This window comes from Desulfatiglans sp. (assembly GCA_012513605.1).
GTDB lineage: Bacteria > Desulfobacterota > DSM-4660 > Desulfatiglandales > HGW-15 > JAAZBV01.
Map to the genome: position 1 here is coordinate 1 of JAAZBV010000038.1, position 15,513 is coordinate 15,513.

General features: G+C 42.9%; 17 protein-coding genes. 12 read left to right on the top strand and 5 right to left on the bottom strand.

The genetic code is table 11. The annotated features are described in order from the left end of the window. The 3 genes from GX654_05360 to GX654_05370 all read left to right on the top strand — a co-directional run. Positions 1-617 (top strand): hypothetical protein (locus tag GX654_05360; protein NLD36281.1); only part of this gene is annotated, 617 nt, incomplete at its 5' end. Positions 618-645: 28 nt separating this feature from the next. Then, a complete protein-coding gene (locus tag GX654_05365; GenBank protein NLD36282.1) occupies positions 646-1,491 on the top strand; it encodes a stage 0 sporulation family protein in 846 nt (281 codons plus the stop codon). 265 nt (positions 1,492-1,756) lie between these two features. Continuing rightward, positions 1,757-1,960 (top strand): cold-shock protein, encoded by a 204-nt coding sequence (locus tag GX654_05370; protein ID NLD36283.1) that lies wholly within the window; start codon positions 1,757-1,759, stop codon positions 1,958-1,960. 108 nt (positions 1,961-2,068) lie between these two features. Here the strand turns inward: GX654_05370 and nth are convergent, their stop codons facing one another. Then, positions 2,069-2,701 carry an endonuclease III gene (gene nth / locus GX654_05375; GenBank protein NLD36284.1) on the bottom strand — a complete coding sequence of 211 codons (633 nt, stop codon included), beginning with the start codon at positions 2,699-2,701 and terminating at the stop codon, positions 2,069-2,071. Between the two features lie 279 nt (positions 2,702-2,980). Between nth and amrA the strand changes: the two genes are divergently transcribed. Genes amrA through amrS form a run of 3 tightly spaced genes read left to right on the top strand, consistent with a single transcriptional unit; the run spans position 2,981 to position 6,903 of the window. Beyond that, a complete protein-coding gene (amrA, locus tag GX654_05380) occupies positions 2,981-3,559 on the top strand; it encodes an AmmeMemoRadiSam system protein A (GenBank protein ID NLD36285.1) in 579 nt (192 codons plus the stop codon). Between the two features lie 40 nt (positions 3,560-3,599). Continuing rightward, entirely contained in the window at positions 3,600-5,699 is a 2,100-nt protein-coding gene (locus GX654_05385; GenBank protein ID NLD36286.1) for a fused MFS/spermidine synthase, read from the top strand. A 19-nt stretch (positions 5,700-5,718) separates the two neighbouring features. Next, positions 5,719-6,903 carry an AmmeMemoRadiSam system radical SAM enzyme gene (amrS, locus tag GX654_05390; protein ID NLD36287.1) on the top strand — a complete coding sequence of 395 codons (1,185 nt, stop codon included), beginning with the start codon at positions 5,719-5,721 and terminating at the stop codon, positions 6,901-6,903. 210 nt (positions 6,904-7,113) lie between these two features. Here the strand turns inward: amrS and GX654_05395 are convergent, their stop codons facing one another. After that, the gene (locus GX654_05395; protein ID NLD36288.1) at positions 7,114-7,314 is read right to left on the bottom strand and encodes a PKD domain-containing protein; all 201 of its coding nucleotides are present in this window, start codon (positions 7,312-7,314) and stop codon (positions 7,114-7,116) included. Positions 7,315-7,691: 377 nt separating this feature from the next. Here GX654_05395 and GX654_05400 point away from each other — a divergent pair, with 377 nt between their 5' ends. From GX654_05400 to GX654_05425, 6 genes are all read left to right on the top strand, one after another. Beyond that, the gene (locus GX654_05400) at positions 7,692-9,431 is read left to right on the top strand and encodes an ABC transporter ATP-binding protein (protein ID NLD36289.1); all 1,740 of its coding nucleotides are present in this window, start codon (positions 7,692-7,694) and stop codon (positions 9,429-9,431) included. Between the two features lie 21 nt (positions 9,432-9,452). Further along, entirely contained in the window at positions 9,453-11,294 is a 1,842-nt protein-coding gene (locus GX654_05405) for an ABC transporter ATP-binding protein (protein ID NLD36290.1), read from the top strand. 92 nt (positions 11,295-11,386) lie between these two features. Next, positions 11,387-11,623 carry a type II toxin-antitoxin system Phd/YefM family antitoxin gene (locus GX654_05410; GenBank protein NLD36291.1) on the top strand — a complete coding sequence of 79 codons (237 nt, stop codon included), beginning with the start codon at positions 11,387-11,389 and terminating at the stop codon, positions 11,621-11,623. Continuing rightward, positions 11,610-11,984 (top strand): type II toxin-antitoxin system VapC family toxin, encoded by a 375-nt coding sequence (locus tag GX654_05415; GenBank protein NLD36292.1) that lies wholly within the window; start codon positions 11,610-11,612, stop codon positions 11,982-11,984. Before GX654_05410 ends, GX654_05415 begins: the two co-directional genes overlap by 14 nt. Positions 11,985-12,496: 512 nt before the next feature. After that, on the top strand, positions 12,497-12,718 hold the full coding sequence (locus GX654_05420) for an addiction module protein (GenBank protein ID NLD36293.1): 222 nt from the start codon (positions 12,497-12,499) through the stop codon (positions 12,716-12,718). Continuing rightward, a complete protein-coding gene (locus GX654_05425) occupies positions 12,715-12,906 on the top strand; it encodes a type II toxin-antitoxin system RelE/ParE family toxin (protein ID NLD36294.1) in 192 nt (63 codons plus the stop codon). Before GX654_05420 ends, GX654_05425 begins: the two co-directional genes overlap by 4 nt. 89 nt (positions 12,907-12,995) lie before the next feature. On the opposite strand, the gene GX654_05430 is transcribed toward GX654_05425, so the two are convergent. From GX654_05430 to GX654_05440, 3 genes are all read right to left on the bottom strand, one after another. Then, on the bottom strand, positions 12,996-13,223 hold the full coding sequence (locus GX654_05430) for a hypothetical protein (GenBank protein NLD36295.1): 228 nt from the start codon (positions 13,221-13,223) through the stop codon (positions 12,996-12,998). Between the two features lie 135 nt (positions 13,224-13,358). Next, positions 13,359-14,762, bottom strand: coding sequence for a sigma-54-dependent Fis family transcriptional regulator (locus GX654_05435; GenBank protein NLD36296.1), 1,404 nt, complete (start codon positions 14,760-14,762; stop codon positions 13,359-13,361). 25 nt (positions 14,763-14,787) lie between these two features. Beyond that, the coding region (locus tag GX654_05440) for a response regulator (protein NLD36297.1) at positions 14,788-15,513 on the bottom strand (726 nt) is incomplete at its 5' end.

A 15,513-nucleotide genomic window follows, 5' to 3' on the forward strand; every position in this document is an offset into this window, starting at 1 on the left:
AACCGCCTTCTGGTAACATAATCGTTTTAAAGGTTGTTGACCCCCGCGACCTACTTCCTACAATTGTCTCAAGGTGCCAGAGGGTACCCTTTAATCCCCTGGATCGGGATATAATTAAAGAATATCTTGTGGCGCATCATAATCAGGATATTAATACCGCATATCTTGCAGCAGGGATCGCTGACGGAAGCCTGGGAAAAGCCATAGAGATATGTGGAGAGGGGTTTCTTGAGACGCGTAAAGAGCTGATAGAACTTCTTCTCAGTCTCAAGGATATGTCAGGAAAGCAGGCTGTGGAGCTGGCCTTTGAATATGGTAAAAAATACTCAAAGAAGAGCCAGGAGGATCAGTCTGGTATTGATATATACGGGGTAATAGGTATCTGGAAGACTTGCCTGCGGGATATGCTGCTGGCCACGGTCAGGGGCAATTATGATATGATTGAAAACAGGGATTACAGGGATAGGATTACAGGGCTCGCAGCAAAACATGATGCAGACAAACTGATTGAAAGTTTTTTTCTGTTAGAGGATTGCCAGAGGGATCTCATCAGAAATCCAAACTCAGGGCTTCTTATGGAAAAAATGCTGCTTGAACTTAAAACGCTTAACAGTTGAAATCTATGCACAGGGGCATCAGGATCATATGAGAAAAATTGTGGGTATCAGGCTTAGGCCAAATGGCAAGATATATGACTTTGACTCGGGTCACTTTGTCCTTAAAAAGGGTGACAGGGTAATCGTTAATACAGAACAAGGAAATGCACTTGGTTTTGTGGCAACAGAACCCAGGCAGCAGGAAGAGGGTGAACCTGCCCGCGAACTCAAGTCTGTTCAGCGGGTTGCTTCAGATGAAGATATAAAGACGGATGAAAAAAACAGGGGAATAGAGAAGGAGGTCTTTTCATTCTGCTATCAGAAGATACAGGAGAGGGATCTACCCATGTCCCTTGTCACTGCGGAGCAGTTGTTTGATGGGAGCAAGGTAGTTGTTTACTTTTCTGCCGAAGGGAGGGTGGATTTCAGGGAGCTTGTAAAGGACCTTGTTCAGAAATTCCATACCAGGATAGAGATGCGCCAGATAGGGGTACGCCATCAGGCAAAGATGGTTGGCGGTCTTGGCGGGTGCGGAAGGGAGTTATGCTGCTCCGCCTTTTTAAATAAATTTGACCCTGTTTCAATAAAAATGGCAAAGAAACAGAGCCTGTCACTTAATCCGACAAAGATCTCGGGCATGTGTGGGAGATTGATGTGCTGCCTCTCCTATGAGTATGACTTTTATAACAAGGCCTCAAAAAATACCCCCAAGATCGGCAAAAATATCCAGACAGAAAAGGGAAGCGGAAAGGTCATACGCAATAATATTCTAAAGGAGTCTGTTACCATCCTGCTTGACTCAGCGGAAGAGATAGATGTGATGTATGGTGAAATCATCATTAATAATAAACCGGTTGAAGAGGTAGAGGAACCTGATACAGAGATTATTGAATAAAACCATTCCCTATATACCGAACCATAAAGTTATATAAAGTTAAGTATAATTTTATTACTTCAGTATATGTTTATCGAAAATAGCATATATCCCTGCACATTATTTTTACTTGACAAACTATTAACTCTATGACCTATAATATGGCTATGTTTGTGGCCCGGCTCTTATCGCGGGTCGGTTTTATTCGGTAAAACTCTTTTGCCGGGTTAGCGACCTGAAGATTTTGAGCAAAAATGTAACAATTTTTTAAATGGAGGTCTAAGCTTTGGCAGAAGGGACAGTAAAATGGTTTAGTGACAAAAAAGGGTACGGTTTTATCGCACAGGAAAAGACCGGACAGGACATTTTCGTCCATTATTCATCAATTGAAATGGACGGTTTCAAGACCCTCGAAGAGGGTCAGCAGGTCATCTTCGAGGTGGAAGATGGCGCAAGAGGTCCTGTTGCAAAGAATGTAAAGAAGATGTAACCCGATCTCCTTTAAAAAGGGCATCTTGCATAAGCTAGGCAAGATGCCTTTTTTTTACCCTTAAATCTGACCACGCCTTCCCGGTTTCAGAGATTGACCTCTCTGTGATTATTCTTTTGCTGAAGGGCATAGATCAGCTATTGCACATTTATTGTGTTCCGGTTTCCTCGCGCTGCATACTGCCCTGCCGTGGTATATGAGGATATCTGAAAAACGTCTCCACCTATCTTCAGGCACTATCTTCTGTATATCCTCCTCTATCTTGTCCGGATTATCACTCCCTGTTAATCCCATACGCATGGCAAGCCTTTTAACATGGGTGTCAACCACCACACCGGGCACACCATAGGTCGCACCCAGTACGCAGTTTGCGGTCTTTCTTCCAACACCCGGGAGTTTGATCATCTCGTCAATTGTGCGTGGGATGTTGCCCCCGTACATGTTAACAAGCCCCTCGCAACAGCCCTTTATGTTCTTTGCCTTGTTCCTGTAAAAGCCTGTGGATCTTATGGCCTCTTCAATATCCTCTATCGGCGCATTTAAAAATTCCTGGGGTGTTTTATATTTTTTAAAAAGAGCGGGGGTAACCTTGTTTACCTGTTTATCAGTACACTGGGCAGATAGGATCGTGGCGACAAGAAGCTGGAATGGTGTCCGGTAATTAAGTGCGGTCTTTTCCATTGTGTAGATGGGGTCAAGTTTGGCATAGATCTTATCTGCCCTCAGTTTTTTACTCTTCATACTTTCCATTTCAGCTCCTTATATCGGCAAGAATCCTTCACAACAGGTTTATAATTTTGACAACTATATTATAATAATATAGTTTTATTTCAGGGGCGTCTCCATATGAAGATATATAAAAAAATTAAAAAAACAATACAGGTTCTGCCTGCCATCGGCTTTTTTACATTTCTCATTTCCGGTCCGGCCCTTTTATGGACAGGCTCATTATGTCATGCAATGGGACAGGCTCCCGACCAGGGCAAGGTCAGTCCGAATATAAAACAGGAGGTGATAAACATGGAAGAAAAGAGTAAATTTACAAAAGAAGAGGGCGAATATCTACTATCAGTGGCACGAAAAATCATTGAAGCAAAGCTCTTTAGCCACGATATTACGCCTGAAAAAAAGAATGATAATGAAAAATACCTTGAAAGACGTGGCACCTTTGTAACACTTACCATAAACGGCAATCTCCGGGGCTGCATAGGCCATATTATCCCACAGGAATCTCTGATCGATGGCATAAGGGAAAACGCCATTAATGCCGCATTTAAAGACCCCCGTTTTCCGCCCCTTTCAAAGGAGGAGTGGGATATGCTGAAGGTGGAGATCAGTATACTTACAGCGCCAGCACCTTTAAAATACAACGATACAGATGATCTGTTAAAAAAACTTAAGCCGGGCGTTGATGGTCTTATCATAGAAAAGGGATATCAGAGCGCCACATTTCTACCGCAGGTATGGGATCAATTACCTGAAAAAGAAGAGTTTTTAGGTCACCTCTGTATGAAGGCCGGTTTAAGCGTAAACGAATGGAAAAAGGGTGGGCTTACTATATATAGATATCAGGTCCAGGCATTTGAGGAGGGGCACTAGTTTTAATTTCACATAAAACCTGCAACTGGCATAAAGACTGATGAGAGTAAACAAAAATCTGATAGTATGGTCTATAATCGGGACAGGGATATCCTCTGTAACCACCCAGCTTGTTACTATCCGTGAATTTATCACCCAGTTTCACGGTAACGAGATTACCATTGCCCTTGTGCTCTTTGTCTGGCTCTTATTTAACGGGGCAGGCAGTCTTTTATGCAGGCAATTCAAGGTAACAGGCATATCCCTCTATTCACTGCTTATCCTCTTTATAGCGATCTGGCCATTTCCGCAACTAATAATCATAAGACACCTCAGGGACATCCTCATGCTCCACGGGACATCTGCCGGGTTTTATCAGATCCTTCTGTATGTGGGCATAACCACAGCACCATATGCCATCCTGACAGGGTACATACTCCCCTGTTCCCTTGAGCTCATTAAGGCAAATTATCACGATTTCACATCAGGGGAGCTTTATATTACAGATAACATCGGTGACATACTGGGGGGCGTTATATTCAGTTTTATACTGGTCTACCGGTTTAACCCGTTTAAGACCATTGCTATCACATCGGGTATCCTTATACTCATATCCCTGTGTATGTTCATCAGGTATAAGAAAAACCATCTGGCTGTTGTTTCGCTCATGATAATAGCCACATTCTATATCTATGCGCTTAATCAGGATTTTGAAAGGTCAACACTCACAGGGCAGTATGGGGATATTCTGAAATACAAAGAGACCCCTATAGGAAGGCTTGTAATAACAAAAGAGGCCGCCCAGCACACCTTCTGGGAATCAGGGGCACCGCTCTATTCAACCGGCGATATAAAGGGGAGTGAAGAAAAGGTACATTACCCCTTGATCCAGCTTGATAACGATATAGAGGATATCCTGCTCATATCAGGGGGTATAGGTGAAACCCTCTCTGAGCTGTCAAAATACCACCCGAAGAACATCGACTATGTAGAACTGGACCCAGCGCTCATAGATATGGCCAAGGCTGAAGGGCTGATAAACGACCGGCCAGGGCTTAATATAATAAGCATGGATGGCAGGGCCTGGCTCAAGCAAACCCGAAAGAGATACGATGCAATCATCATTGATCTGCCCGACCCTGACACCTTTCAGATGAACCGGTTTTACACTGCTGAGTTCTTCAGGCTTACAAGGGAAAAACTCAAGCAAAACGGCATACTTTCATTCAGTGTAAATTCCTATGAAAACTATATAAGTGAAATAATAAAGAAAAAGTTATCATCAATATTTAACACCTTAACCCAGTACTATAAAAATGTAATAATAATACCGGGTGGTGAGACATTCTTCATCAGCAGCGAGCGGACACTCAATTATGACATCCCTTCCTTGCTTAGAAAAAGATCAATAGATACTGAATACATACAATATTATTATTATGGGAATGTGACTAATGACCGTATAAACCAGGTCAGGGGCAGCATTGACTCTAAAGAGTACATGAATACCGATTATGAACCAAGGCTTCTGAATATCGCATATAAGGAATGGTTTTCAAAACAGAACTCATCCCCGGGCCTCTTTCTCTTTGTAACAGGGCTTATTGGGCTAGCTTATATTATTTTTATGAAAAAAGAGGAATTTATCCTCTTTTCATCAGGCATTGCCGCCATGTCTGCTGAGATGCTTGTTATATACTGCTTCCAGATCATTTACGGGTATGTATATCTCAAGGTGGGGATAATTGTGACCGCCTTCCTGTTCGGGCTCCTGCCCGGGGCTATTGCAGGGACAATATTTACACAGAAAAAACGCTCCGAACTTGTCATCTCTGAATTTTTTATCCTTGCCCTGCTGATATGTCTTTTTATATGGGTAAATTTTTTCAAAACAGACCTGCACCAGGCATGGTTCATACTCTACTCCATCCTCATTTCATTCTTCTGCGGGTTCCAGTTTCCTGTTGCCGCTGGTATAATAGGCGAAAAAATGAGCCCTGTTGCAGGGTGTATAGCGGCAGACCTTGCCGGTGCGGCGCTTGGGACGCTCTTTGCTGGCGCCTTTCTTGTGCCCCTTGCAGGGATACATGCAACAATAATAGTAGTGATATCCCTAAAGATAATCAGCAGCATGTCACTGCTTTTCAGTAAAAAGATATAATATTTTAAAAAGGTCTGCCATGAAAAAACTCTATACAAGAAAGGAATTTATCAGGAGAGCCTGCTTATGCACAGGGGCCACCCTCTTCTTTTTTGACAGCACCTTCTCAAATGGAGCAGAACAGGGGGCCAAGAAAGCTAAAAGCATCAGGGGAACCCTATTCAGGGGTGATGCCCCTGATAAACCATGGAAATGGTCGATTGAGGCAAAATACTATGAAAAAAAGGGCAGGGACACAATCTGCCTCCTGTGCCCCAACCGCTGTTATCTTAAGCCCGGTGACCGGAGTGTTTGCAGGTCAAGGGTAAATATTGGAGGTAAATTATATTCGCTTGCCTATGGGAACCCATGCTCTATTCATGTGGACCCGATTGAAAAAAAGCCCCTTAACCATTTTCACCCTGGCTCTTCTGTATTTTCCATAGCTGCTACCGGCTGCAACCTAAGGTGCCTCAACTGCCAGAACTGGGAGATCTCCCAGAAGAGGCCCGAGGATGTTACTCATGGTGAACTCTTCCCAAAGGAAGTTGTTGCATCGGCAAAAAAGAAGCAGGCGCCATCCATAGCATTTACCTATTCAGAGGCAATCACCTATTATGAATATATGTTTGACACAGCCAGGCTTGCAAGAGATGCAGGGATAAAGAGCATCCTTGTTTCAAACGGCTATATAAATGATAAACCGCTGATTGAACTCGCCCCTTTCATTGACGGGGCAAATATAAACCTGAAATCCTTTGATAATAACATCTATATGGTTTTAAACGGCGGCACCCTTGCCCCTGTCTTAAACACCCTTAAGAGGCTTAAGGAAAATAATGTCTGGTTTGAGATAACTACCCTTGTGGTGCCCACCTATATTGATGACCCTGACATGATCAAGAGGATGTGTGGATGGATACTTAAGGAGCTGGGGGCTGATTACCCGCTCCATTTTTCAAGGTTCTTTCCCAATTACAGGCTTAACAGGCTCCCACCTACCCCTGTCTCACAGCTTGAGGAGTTCAGGAACCTGGCAAGAAAAGAGGGGCTGCACTATGTTTACCTCGGTAATGTCCCGGCCCATGAAGGGAACAACACCTACTGCCATAACTGCGGTAAATTATTGATTGAGCGGACAGGGTATACAATCGGTAAAATAGATATTACAAAGGGCAAGTGTATCCACTGCGGTACGCTGATACCTGGAAGATGGTCTGCATAGGTAACGTCCGTTGATAAGCCTAATAAATTATTCATCACAGAGATACCCGCTGGATTATACACGACCATGCCCGGCCGCACTCAAGGGCTTACAACGGTTTTCACACCAATAAAGGATGTGCCATACCACAGACCCAGGAATATATTCATGAATATATTTCAGGGCAAACAGTTAAAAAGAAATTTATATATAACCTGATACAAACGGCTGTTAATCAAGCAATATTGGGAGCCATTCAAGGACACCCTTAGCACTGACATTAATGTAGCCTGTTTTGGTAACAATATCGTTTTCACCTGATCCTGTTACTGTAAGGTTCACTGTATATCTCCCTTTATTGACATAAGTATGGATTGGGTTCTGTTCAATACTTGTTGACATATCTCCAAAATCCCACTCCCAACCATAGATTTCACCCGATGAAGTATCTGTGAAAGTTACTTCAAGTGGGCTGTTACCTTTCTATGGAGCTGCATAAAAATCTGCGGTAAGCGCCGAAGGATCAAAATCTGATATCAACTTACAAACAGAAGCCAACATTTTTAGCAATAAGACGCAGAGCGTCAAATCAGGATGTTCCCACGGCGGACCGTGGGAACAAGACTAACACCTCCCCTGCGAAAAACAAATGGATTCCCGTCTTCAGGGAATGACGTTGAATGTATGGATTTCTGAAGCAGTTAAATAATGCATCACATATATGGTGAATTATTTTTATTTCTGCTATATTGACCCCCGCTTAATTATCGGCATATGCCTTTTTTATTCAAAATAATGGATGGTTCATAATGATATACCTCTTTAAACTTTTATCTTACCTGAAGAATTACACCCGTCACATGGTTATCTCCATGCTGTTTCTAATCATGTCAGTAATCTTCACCATGATACAGCCAAAGCTTATTGAGTGGGTTATTGATCAGGGCATAGGTGCAGGGGTAGCAAAAAATATTATCTATGGGGCAGCAGGGATACTTATTACAGGGCTTATTGGTAATGCGGCAAACCTTTTTAGCGGGTTTTCGCTCATAAAGGCCGGACAGGGTTTAAGCCATGAGATAAGGGGCGACCTCTTCCGCAAAATTGTCTCCTTTTCATTTATTAATTTTGATAAATGGCGCACAGGCGAGCTGATGGTAAGGCTTAATTCCGATGTCAACACTGTACGTATGTTTATCAGGATGGGCCTCTTTATGATCGTCCAGTCAGTTGTGACAATATTCAGCAGTATTCTCTTCATGTTTATTACAGATGTGAGGCTTGCCACAATCATGTCCATTATTATGGGCGGGACCCTCGTACTGTCTCTGGTCTTTGTAAGCATTATGCGCCCCCTTTTCATGAAGATGAGGGTAAAACTGGATGAGCTGAATAACACACTTCAGGAAAACCTTGCAGGGGCAAAGGTGGTAAGGGCATTTAACAGGCAGGTATTGGAGAAGGATAAGTTCAGCGTTAAAAACCGTGATATATTTCTGATAACCCTTAAAATAGGCTATCTCTTTGCGACATTCATGCCCTTTATGCTCTTTCTGGGGAATATGTCAGTCACCCTTATACTGTGGATAGGAGGGGCCGAGATTATCAGGAACCACCTGGCCGCAGCATCAGGCTTTACACTGGGGCAGTTGACCGCATTCAACAACTACGCAATGATGTCTATCTTCCCCCTGGTCATGCTTGGCATGGTCCTGAATTTTATCTCAATGGCGAGCGCATCAGCAGAAAGGATATTTAAACTCATGCAGGAGCTCCCCGGCATTGATACCCCTGATGCCCCTTTCCCTGCTGATAATATAAGAGGCGGCATTGAGTTTAACGGGGTCTCCTTCGGGTATGGTGAAGGCGAGGATGCACTTATTGATATCAATATCCGGATCGCACCGGGGGAAAAGGTGGGCATCATTGGCGGTACAGGGAGCGGTAAATCAAGTCTGGCAGGGCTCATTCCCAGGCTCTATGACCCGAGGCATGGGGAAATACTTATTGATGGTGTTGATGTTAAAAAATATGACCCTTCGGAATTGAGGAAAAAGATAGGCATTGTCCTTCAGGACCCAGTACTTTTTTCAGGCGGTATCATGGAGAATATCCTTTATGGCAGACCTGATGGAGATCAGGTAGTTGCCGAAAGGGCCGCAGGTATAGCCCAGGCCATTTCGTTTATATCGGAAAAGGGGTGGGATACTGGCATAGGTGAAAGGGGCGCCGGGCTCTCAGGCGGGCAGCGTCAGAGGGTGGCAATCGCAAGGACCATTGCTGCTGACCCTAAGATAATCATACTCGATGATGTCACCTCATCCCTTGATCTTGATACAGAAAGAAAGGTCACACGCGGTATTTATGATGAGCTTAAGGGGGCCACTGTTATTATTATAAGTCAGAAGATAAAGACCATTAAGGAAAGCGACTGGATCATTGTAATGGATAAGGGCAGGATAACAGGAAAAGGCACACATGAAGAACTTCTTGTCAGCAATGATATCTACAGAAAGATCGCTGAGACGCAGAATGAATATATACAGTAGGTGAGTTGAGGAGCCGGTTGAATGGAAGAAAAGACTAATATAAAAAAGAAAAGACCCCCTGCTGCTGGCCCTGGCCCAAGGCCGGGTGTAATAGAATCAGCAAAAGATGTAAAAGGCGCATTTAAAAGACTCATTGCCTATTTCGGGACACAGAGGTTTTTACTGGTTATTTCCGCCATAATCATATTTGTAAGCGTATTTTTAGGTGTGGCAGGCCCGGCTGTGCTTGGCAGGGCAATAACAGAATACCTGGAAAGGGCGCCCAATCTTACGCTCTTTTTGAGGCAGGTGATTATCCTCATTATAATATATGCCGGGGCATGGATCACAGAGGCATTCACAAGGATAGTCCTTATCCGGGCATCTAACAATATCATATTCAGGATGCGGCAGGATGCATTCAACCACATCCAGGGGCTCTCCATGTCATACTTTGACATGGAGGATGTGGGAGAGATCATGTCACGCCTTACCAATGATATTGAGGCCATTGAACAGGGCGTTAACAATGTGTTCAGTGAAGGTCTGAGGGGTCTTTTAAGCGTGATCATGACGCTCGCGGCCATGCTTATGCTCAATATCAGGCTCACGATTGTTGTTGTTGCGACCGTTCCTGTAATGGCCTTTGTTGCCGCAACAATAGGGATCAGGGTAAGAAAGGCATTCAGGGTAAACCAGCAAAAGATAGCAGACCTGAACAGCAAGGTTGAAGAATCCATATCAGGTGTAAAGGTTATAAAGACATTCGGTATGGAGAAAAGGGAGATAGAGGATTTTGAAAGGGTGAGCATTGAGGCAAGGGATGCGGGCACCATTGCAGAGATGATTTCCCATATCTTTATGCCTGTAATGCAGCTCATAACCACATTAATACTTGCCCTGCTTGTTGGTATTGGCGGGTATCTTGTATTAAAAAACAGCACGGTCTTCTCCATAGGACTGCTTACCAGCTTTATAATGTACTCAAGGAATTTCCTCTGGCCTATACAGCAGATCACAGCAATCTATAATGTTATACAGTCTGCACTTGCAGGGGCAGAAAGGGTCTTTGAGATACTGGATACAAAACCTGCCATAGTTGAAAAGCCTGAGTCTGTCCCATTCAGCGAGGGGGATATAGTTTTTAAAGATGTATCTTTTTCCTATGTGGAAGGTAAGCCTGTGCTTGAGGATATAAACCTTACTGTGCCTCACGGAAGCGCCATAGCAATAGTAGGGCCCACAGGCGCAGGGAAGACCACACTCATTAACCTTCTTGGCAGGTTCTATGATGTAAAGAGCGGGGCTATCACCATAAACAATACAGATCTTCGCGATATGGAAATAGGCTCTTTAAGGTCATCCCTTGGGGTTGTGCTTCAGGAGCCATTCTTTTTTGCCACCACAATAAGAGAAAACCTGCTCTATGGAAGGCCTGATTCCACTGATGAAGATATGTTTGAGGCGGCAAGGCTTGCCAATGCCAGCCATTTTATAAGCAGGCTGCCTAAGGGTTATGATACCGTACTTACAGAAAGGGGGCTTAACCTCTCACAGGGTGAAAGGCAGCTTTTAGGTATAACAAGGGCGATCTTAAGGGATCCAAGAATACTTATACTTGATGAGGCGACAAGCAGTATAGACAGCCTTATTGAGGCCCATATACAGGAGGCACTTGCAACCCTCATGAAGGGGCGCACCTGTTTAACGATCGCCCACCGCCTTTCAACCATAAAGAATGCGGACAGGATTATAGTAATACATAACCGCAGGATTATTGAAGAGGGGACATATACAGAACTATTAGCAAAGAACGGCTTTTACGCGTACCTGTATACCATGCAGCAGAACCAGGATGATATTACTGAAGAGATGTTTAAATAGGGATTTTATTCATATTGCTTGACGGAATACCGATAACCTTTTAGAATGTACGTGTGTAAAATAGATTATGTACGTATTATCTGGAGGTTATCATGAAAACTGTAAGCCCAACAGAACTAAGAAGCAATATTTATAAGCTACTGGATGAGGTGCTAAATAGTGGCCTCCCTATCGAGATTAATAAGGGCGGTAAATTATTAAGAATAGTTCCTGTGGAAAAAGCCAATAAATTGGCTAATTTAACATCAAGGCCGGATGTAATAGTAGGAAACCCTGATGATCTTGTAGATATCAGTTGGGAAAAGGAGGTCAACCTTGATATACCTTGATACCCATATCGTGGTATGGCTTTTTGCCGGTCAGATTGAAAAGCTCAGTTCACGGGCAAATGTACTATTAAATGAGAACGAGATATTGATATCCCCTATAATACGTCTTGAACTGCAATACCTGCTTGAAATCAATCGAATAACTTCACCTGTCAATGATATTATTGCAGGTTTATCAAACAGTATTGGACTTAAAATCTGCGATAAAAATTTTAATAGTATCATCAACAGATCAATGACCCTGAACTGGACAAGAGACCCGTTTGACAGGGTTATCGTAGCAAATGCCGCTATAGATAATAATTATCTATTAACCAGAGACCAAACCATTCTTAAAAATTATAAAAAAGCGCTATGTTAGAAAAGGTGCATGTGTCTAAGATATTTGCACGTGGTGCTCCCGACGTGTTAAAAATATATCATGTAAATATTCAAAATGAACCGGCTGCATAAATAAAGATCGGCCATATTTAGTTTTCAACTTTAAATTTGGCCAAACTTACCTACCTGTCCATAAATCAATTATCTATCATCTTCAAGCAGCAGTTGAAAGATTGCTGTAGGCTTTTTTTCATGGGGCATCATCTGTTGAGATGAAATATTCCAGTCTGGGAATAAGGCTATTATGAATTGATGGCAGATTGAAATATGGGATTCCTAAATTCAAAATTCAGAGTTCAAGATTATTAATGCAGGCTGTCAGGATTTAGTGTATAGGCTATCAGGGGGAAGGCAGGATTTGGTAAATGCTGATGCAGAATCAGGATGGTATTTTAAAGGGGTATTTTATAAGGATTTATAGGTCTGAAAATTTCAATTTAGATTGTAGTCATAAATCTGATAAATTAATCATAAAAAAAGTTGGTAAATACAATGAAACAGATAACTGCTACAGACGCCCTTGCATTATCAATACCTGAGAGAATACAACTTGTTGAGGATATATGGGACACGATAATCTCTGAACCGGAGCCAATAGAATTAACCGAAAATGATAAAAAGATCATTGATGAAAGATTAGAAGCCTGTCATAAAAACCGCGAATCAGGTTCCCCATGGGGAGATGTTTATAAAAGGTTAGTGAAAGAGCAATGAAATATACAGTCATTATAATGTCTGAGGCCGAAGAAGCCTTTTGCTGGTACGAAGATGAAAGGGCGGAATCAGGCTATGACTTCCTTTTACAGGTTGATGCGGGAATAAACTTTATTAACAGAAGGCCAGAAGTTCACCCTATTGAATACAAAGTAACGAGAAAGCACCTCATAAAAAGATTCCATTAGAAAATTATATATTTTATTGAAGCAGAGAAGATTATTGTCTTGGCTGTACTTCATGGAAAGAGAAACCCCAGTATTCTTTAAAAAAAGGGTTAATCGCATCTGAGGCGTAGCATTTTAAGGCGGTTAAGGGAAGTGAATATCCAGTTCAGTGTTGGAATTCTGAAGGTATGGTAGGAGCGGGCAAGGTCAGCGCTGTTAATTACTATGATATCCCGCATATCATGGCTTCCCGAATTTCCGCCATTATTTTCTGCACTGCCATTTTTCCCACGCTTGTGCATGCTTGACCGCCTTATCCGTATATCTCTGGCATCCATTTTCCAGCTCTGCCCCGCCAAGTGCCCTCTGAGCAAGCATGTCAGCCCGGCCAACAATATGAGTCCAGTAATCGATATACATGAAAAAAATTACAGAAAAGCGTTATGATAAATTAGGTAGCTGTTGTCTTCTGTTCACTGCTTTATCCCAAATTCCTGCATCCGGTTTATGAGTGTTTTATAACTCACACCCAGGATTTCTGCGGCCTTTGTCCTGTTCCACCTGGTTTTATTAAGGATATCCAGAATGGCCTCATGCTCCTTTTCAGACACATAGGCCTTACTGATTTTTCTTAAGGAATACTCCTGCTCCTTGAATAGCTTGAGTTGCCTGATGTGTTCAGAGTCATTATCATCAAGTTCAATGCTATTTACAGGGTCAGGCTTTAAGCTTGTATCCATATTGGACTGATCAAGCTCCTGAAAGATAAAGCTCCAGTCTGATACAGCAATGGCCCTGCGCATGATATTCTCAAGCTCCCTGATATTGCCGGGCCAGTTGTATGATACCAGAAAATCAAGAACCCTTTCAGGTAAATCACTGATCTTCTTTTTATATTCAAAACAGTATTTATTAAGGAAAAAATGTATGAGCAGAGGGATATCATCCCTTCTTTCCCTTAAGGGCGGCACCCTGATCTGCATGATGTTGAGGCGGTAGAAGAGGTCATTCCTGAATGTGCCATTCTGCACCTTTTTCCACAGATCAGCGTTTGTTGCAGCAACCACCCTTGTATCTACAACCTTCTGATCTGTAGACCCTAATCTTGAGAACTCCTTCTCTTCAAACACCTGTAAAAATTTGACCTGCAATGAAAATGAAATATCCCCTATTTCATCAACAAAAAGGGTGCCTCCATTTGCCATCTCAAGGCGGCCTGGTTTATCCTTGTATGCATCTGTAAATGCCCCCTTCTGAAATCCGAATATTTCGCTTTCAAGAAGTTCATCAGGCAATGATGTACAGTCAACCTTTACAAGCGGCCCCATCTTTCTAGGTGAATGAAAATGTATAGAGCGGGCAACCAGCTCCTTACCGGTCCCTGTTTCACCTGTTACAAGCACAGTGATATCCTTTTCTGCCACCCTCCTGATCTTTCTTCTTACATCCACGATCCCTTTGCTCTTACCGATTATAAAGGTTGTATCAGGCATGTGGGCATGTTCTTTGCTGTAGACAAGGGCCTCATCCACTTTATTTTCAAGGATTTTCTGTTCAGCGCCAGGCGTGAGATAATGAACACCTTCAAATGGTGCAAAGCATTCACCAGCCGGAAGGCACTCCTCTGATGAGGTTAATACTGGTGTAACAGGATTCAGTATCTTGATCTTCTGTATTGCCTTTAATGAGGAGTCCGCATCCAGCGAGGGGTCAATTATAACCACATCAGGCTTAAGGCTATTCAGGTGGTCAATGCCTGAATTGTGATCAATGGAAACGCATGACCTTACCAGTGCGCTGTTCAGTTTGGCCTCTATATCCTTTGCATGATCCGGGTGTTCTGATTCTAATAGCACAACATTGATGTCAGAAATCATTTTTTTCCTCTTTGCATATCCCCTGTCAGTTTGCGAGGGCCTGGAAAACCATACTGCTTAAAGCAGTGGCTCCGCAGGGCTTTATTAGATAGCCCTTAATTGCCTGCCTTACTTCATCATCAATACCGTTAGGGCCTTCGCTCTCATACCCTGAGATAATGATTATTTTTGCAGATGGATCAATCTTTAGCAGGTTTGCGATGCAATGTGCGCCATCCATCTCGGGCATATTTCTGTCAATAAGGACCAGATCAGGCGCCCACTCTTTATATGCAGATATTGCCTCTGTTGACCTGCTTATTGCCTTTGCCTGATACCCCAGCTGCTTCACCAGGTTTGACATGGAGTCAAGCACAGACTCTTCATCATCAACAATAAGTATCTTCTGTCCTGAACCCCTTACAGGCTTCTCCTTTATCTCCTGGATTCTCTCAAGTTTACCCTTTGAAACAGGGAGGATGATCTTGAATGAGGTGCCCTTGCCTGCCTTTGAGGTGACAGTTATTGTGCCCTTATGCTGCTCAACAATACCATGTGTTGTCGATAACCCCAAGCCTGTGCCGGCACCTACCTCCTTTAATGTGAAAAAGGGATCAAATATCTTGTCAATGACCTCCTCTTCAATACCATGCCCTGTATCAATTACATATGTCACAACCTTGTTATTTATCTTTTTTGCCTTTACTGTAAGGTCACCGCCATTAGGCATTGCATCCCTTGCATTTGTAAAGAGGTTCATAAATGCCTGGCT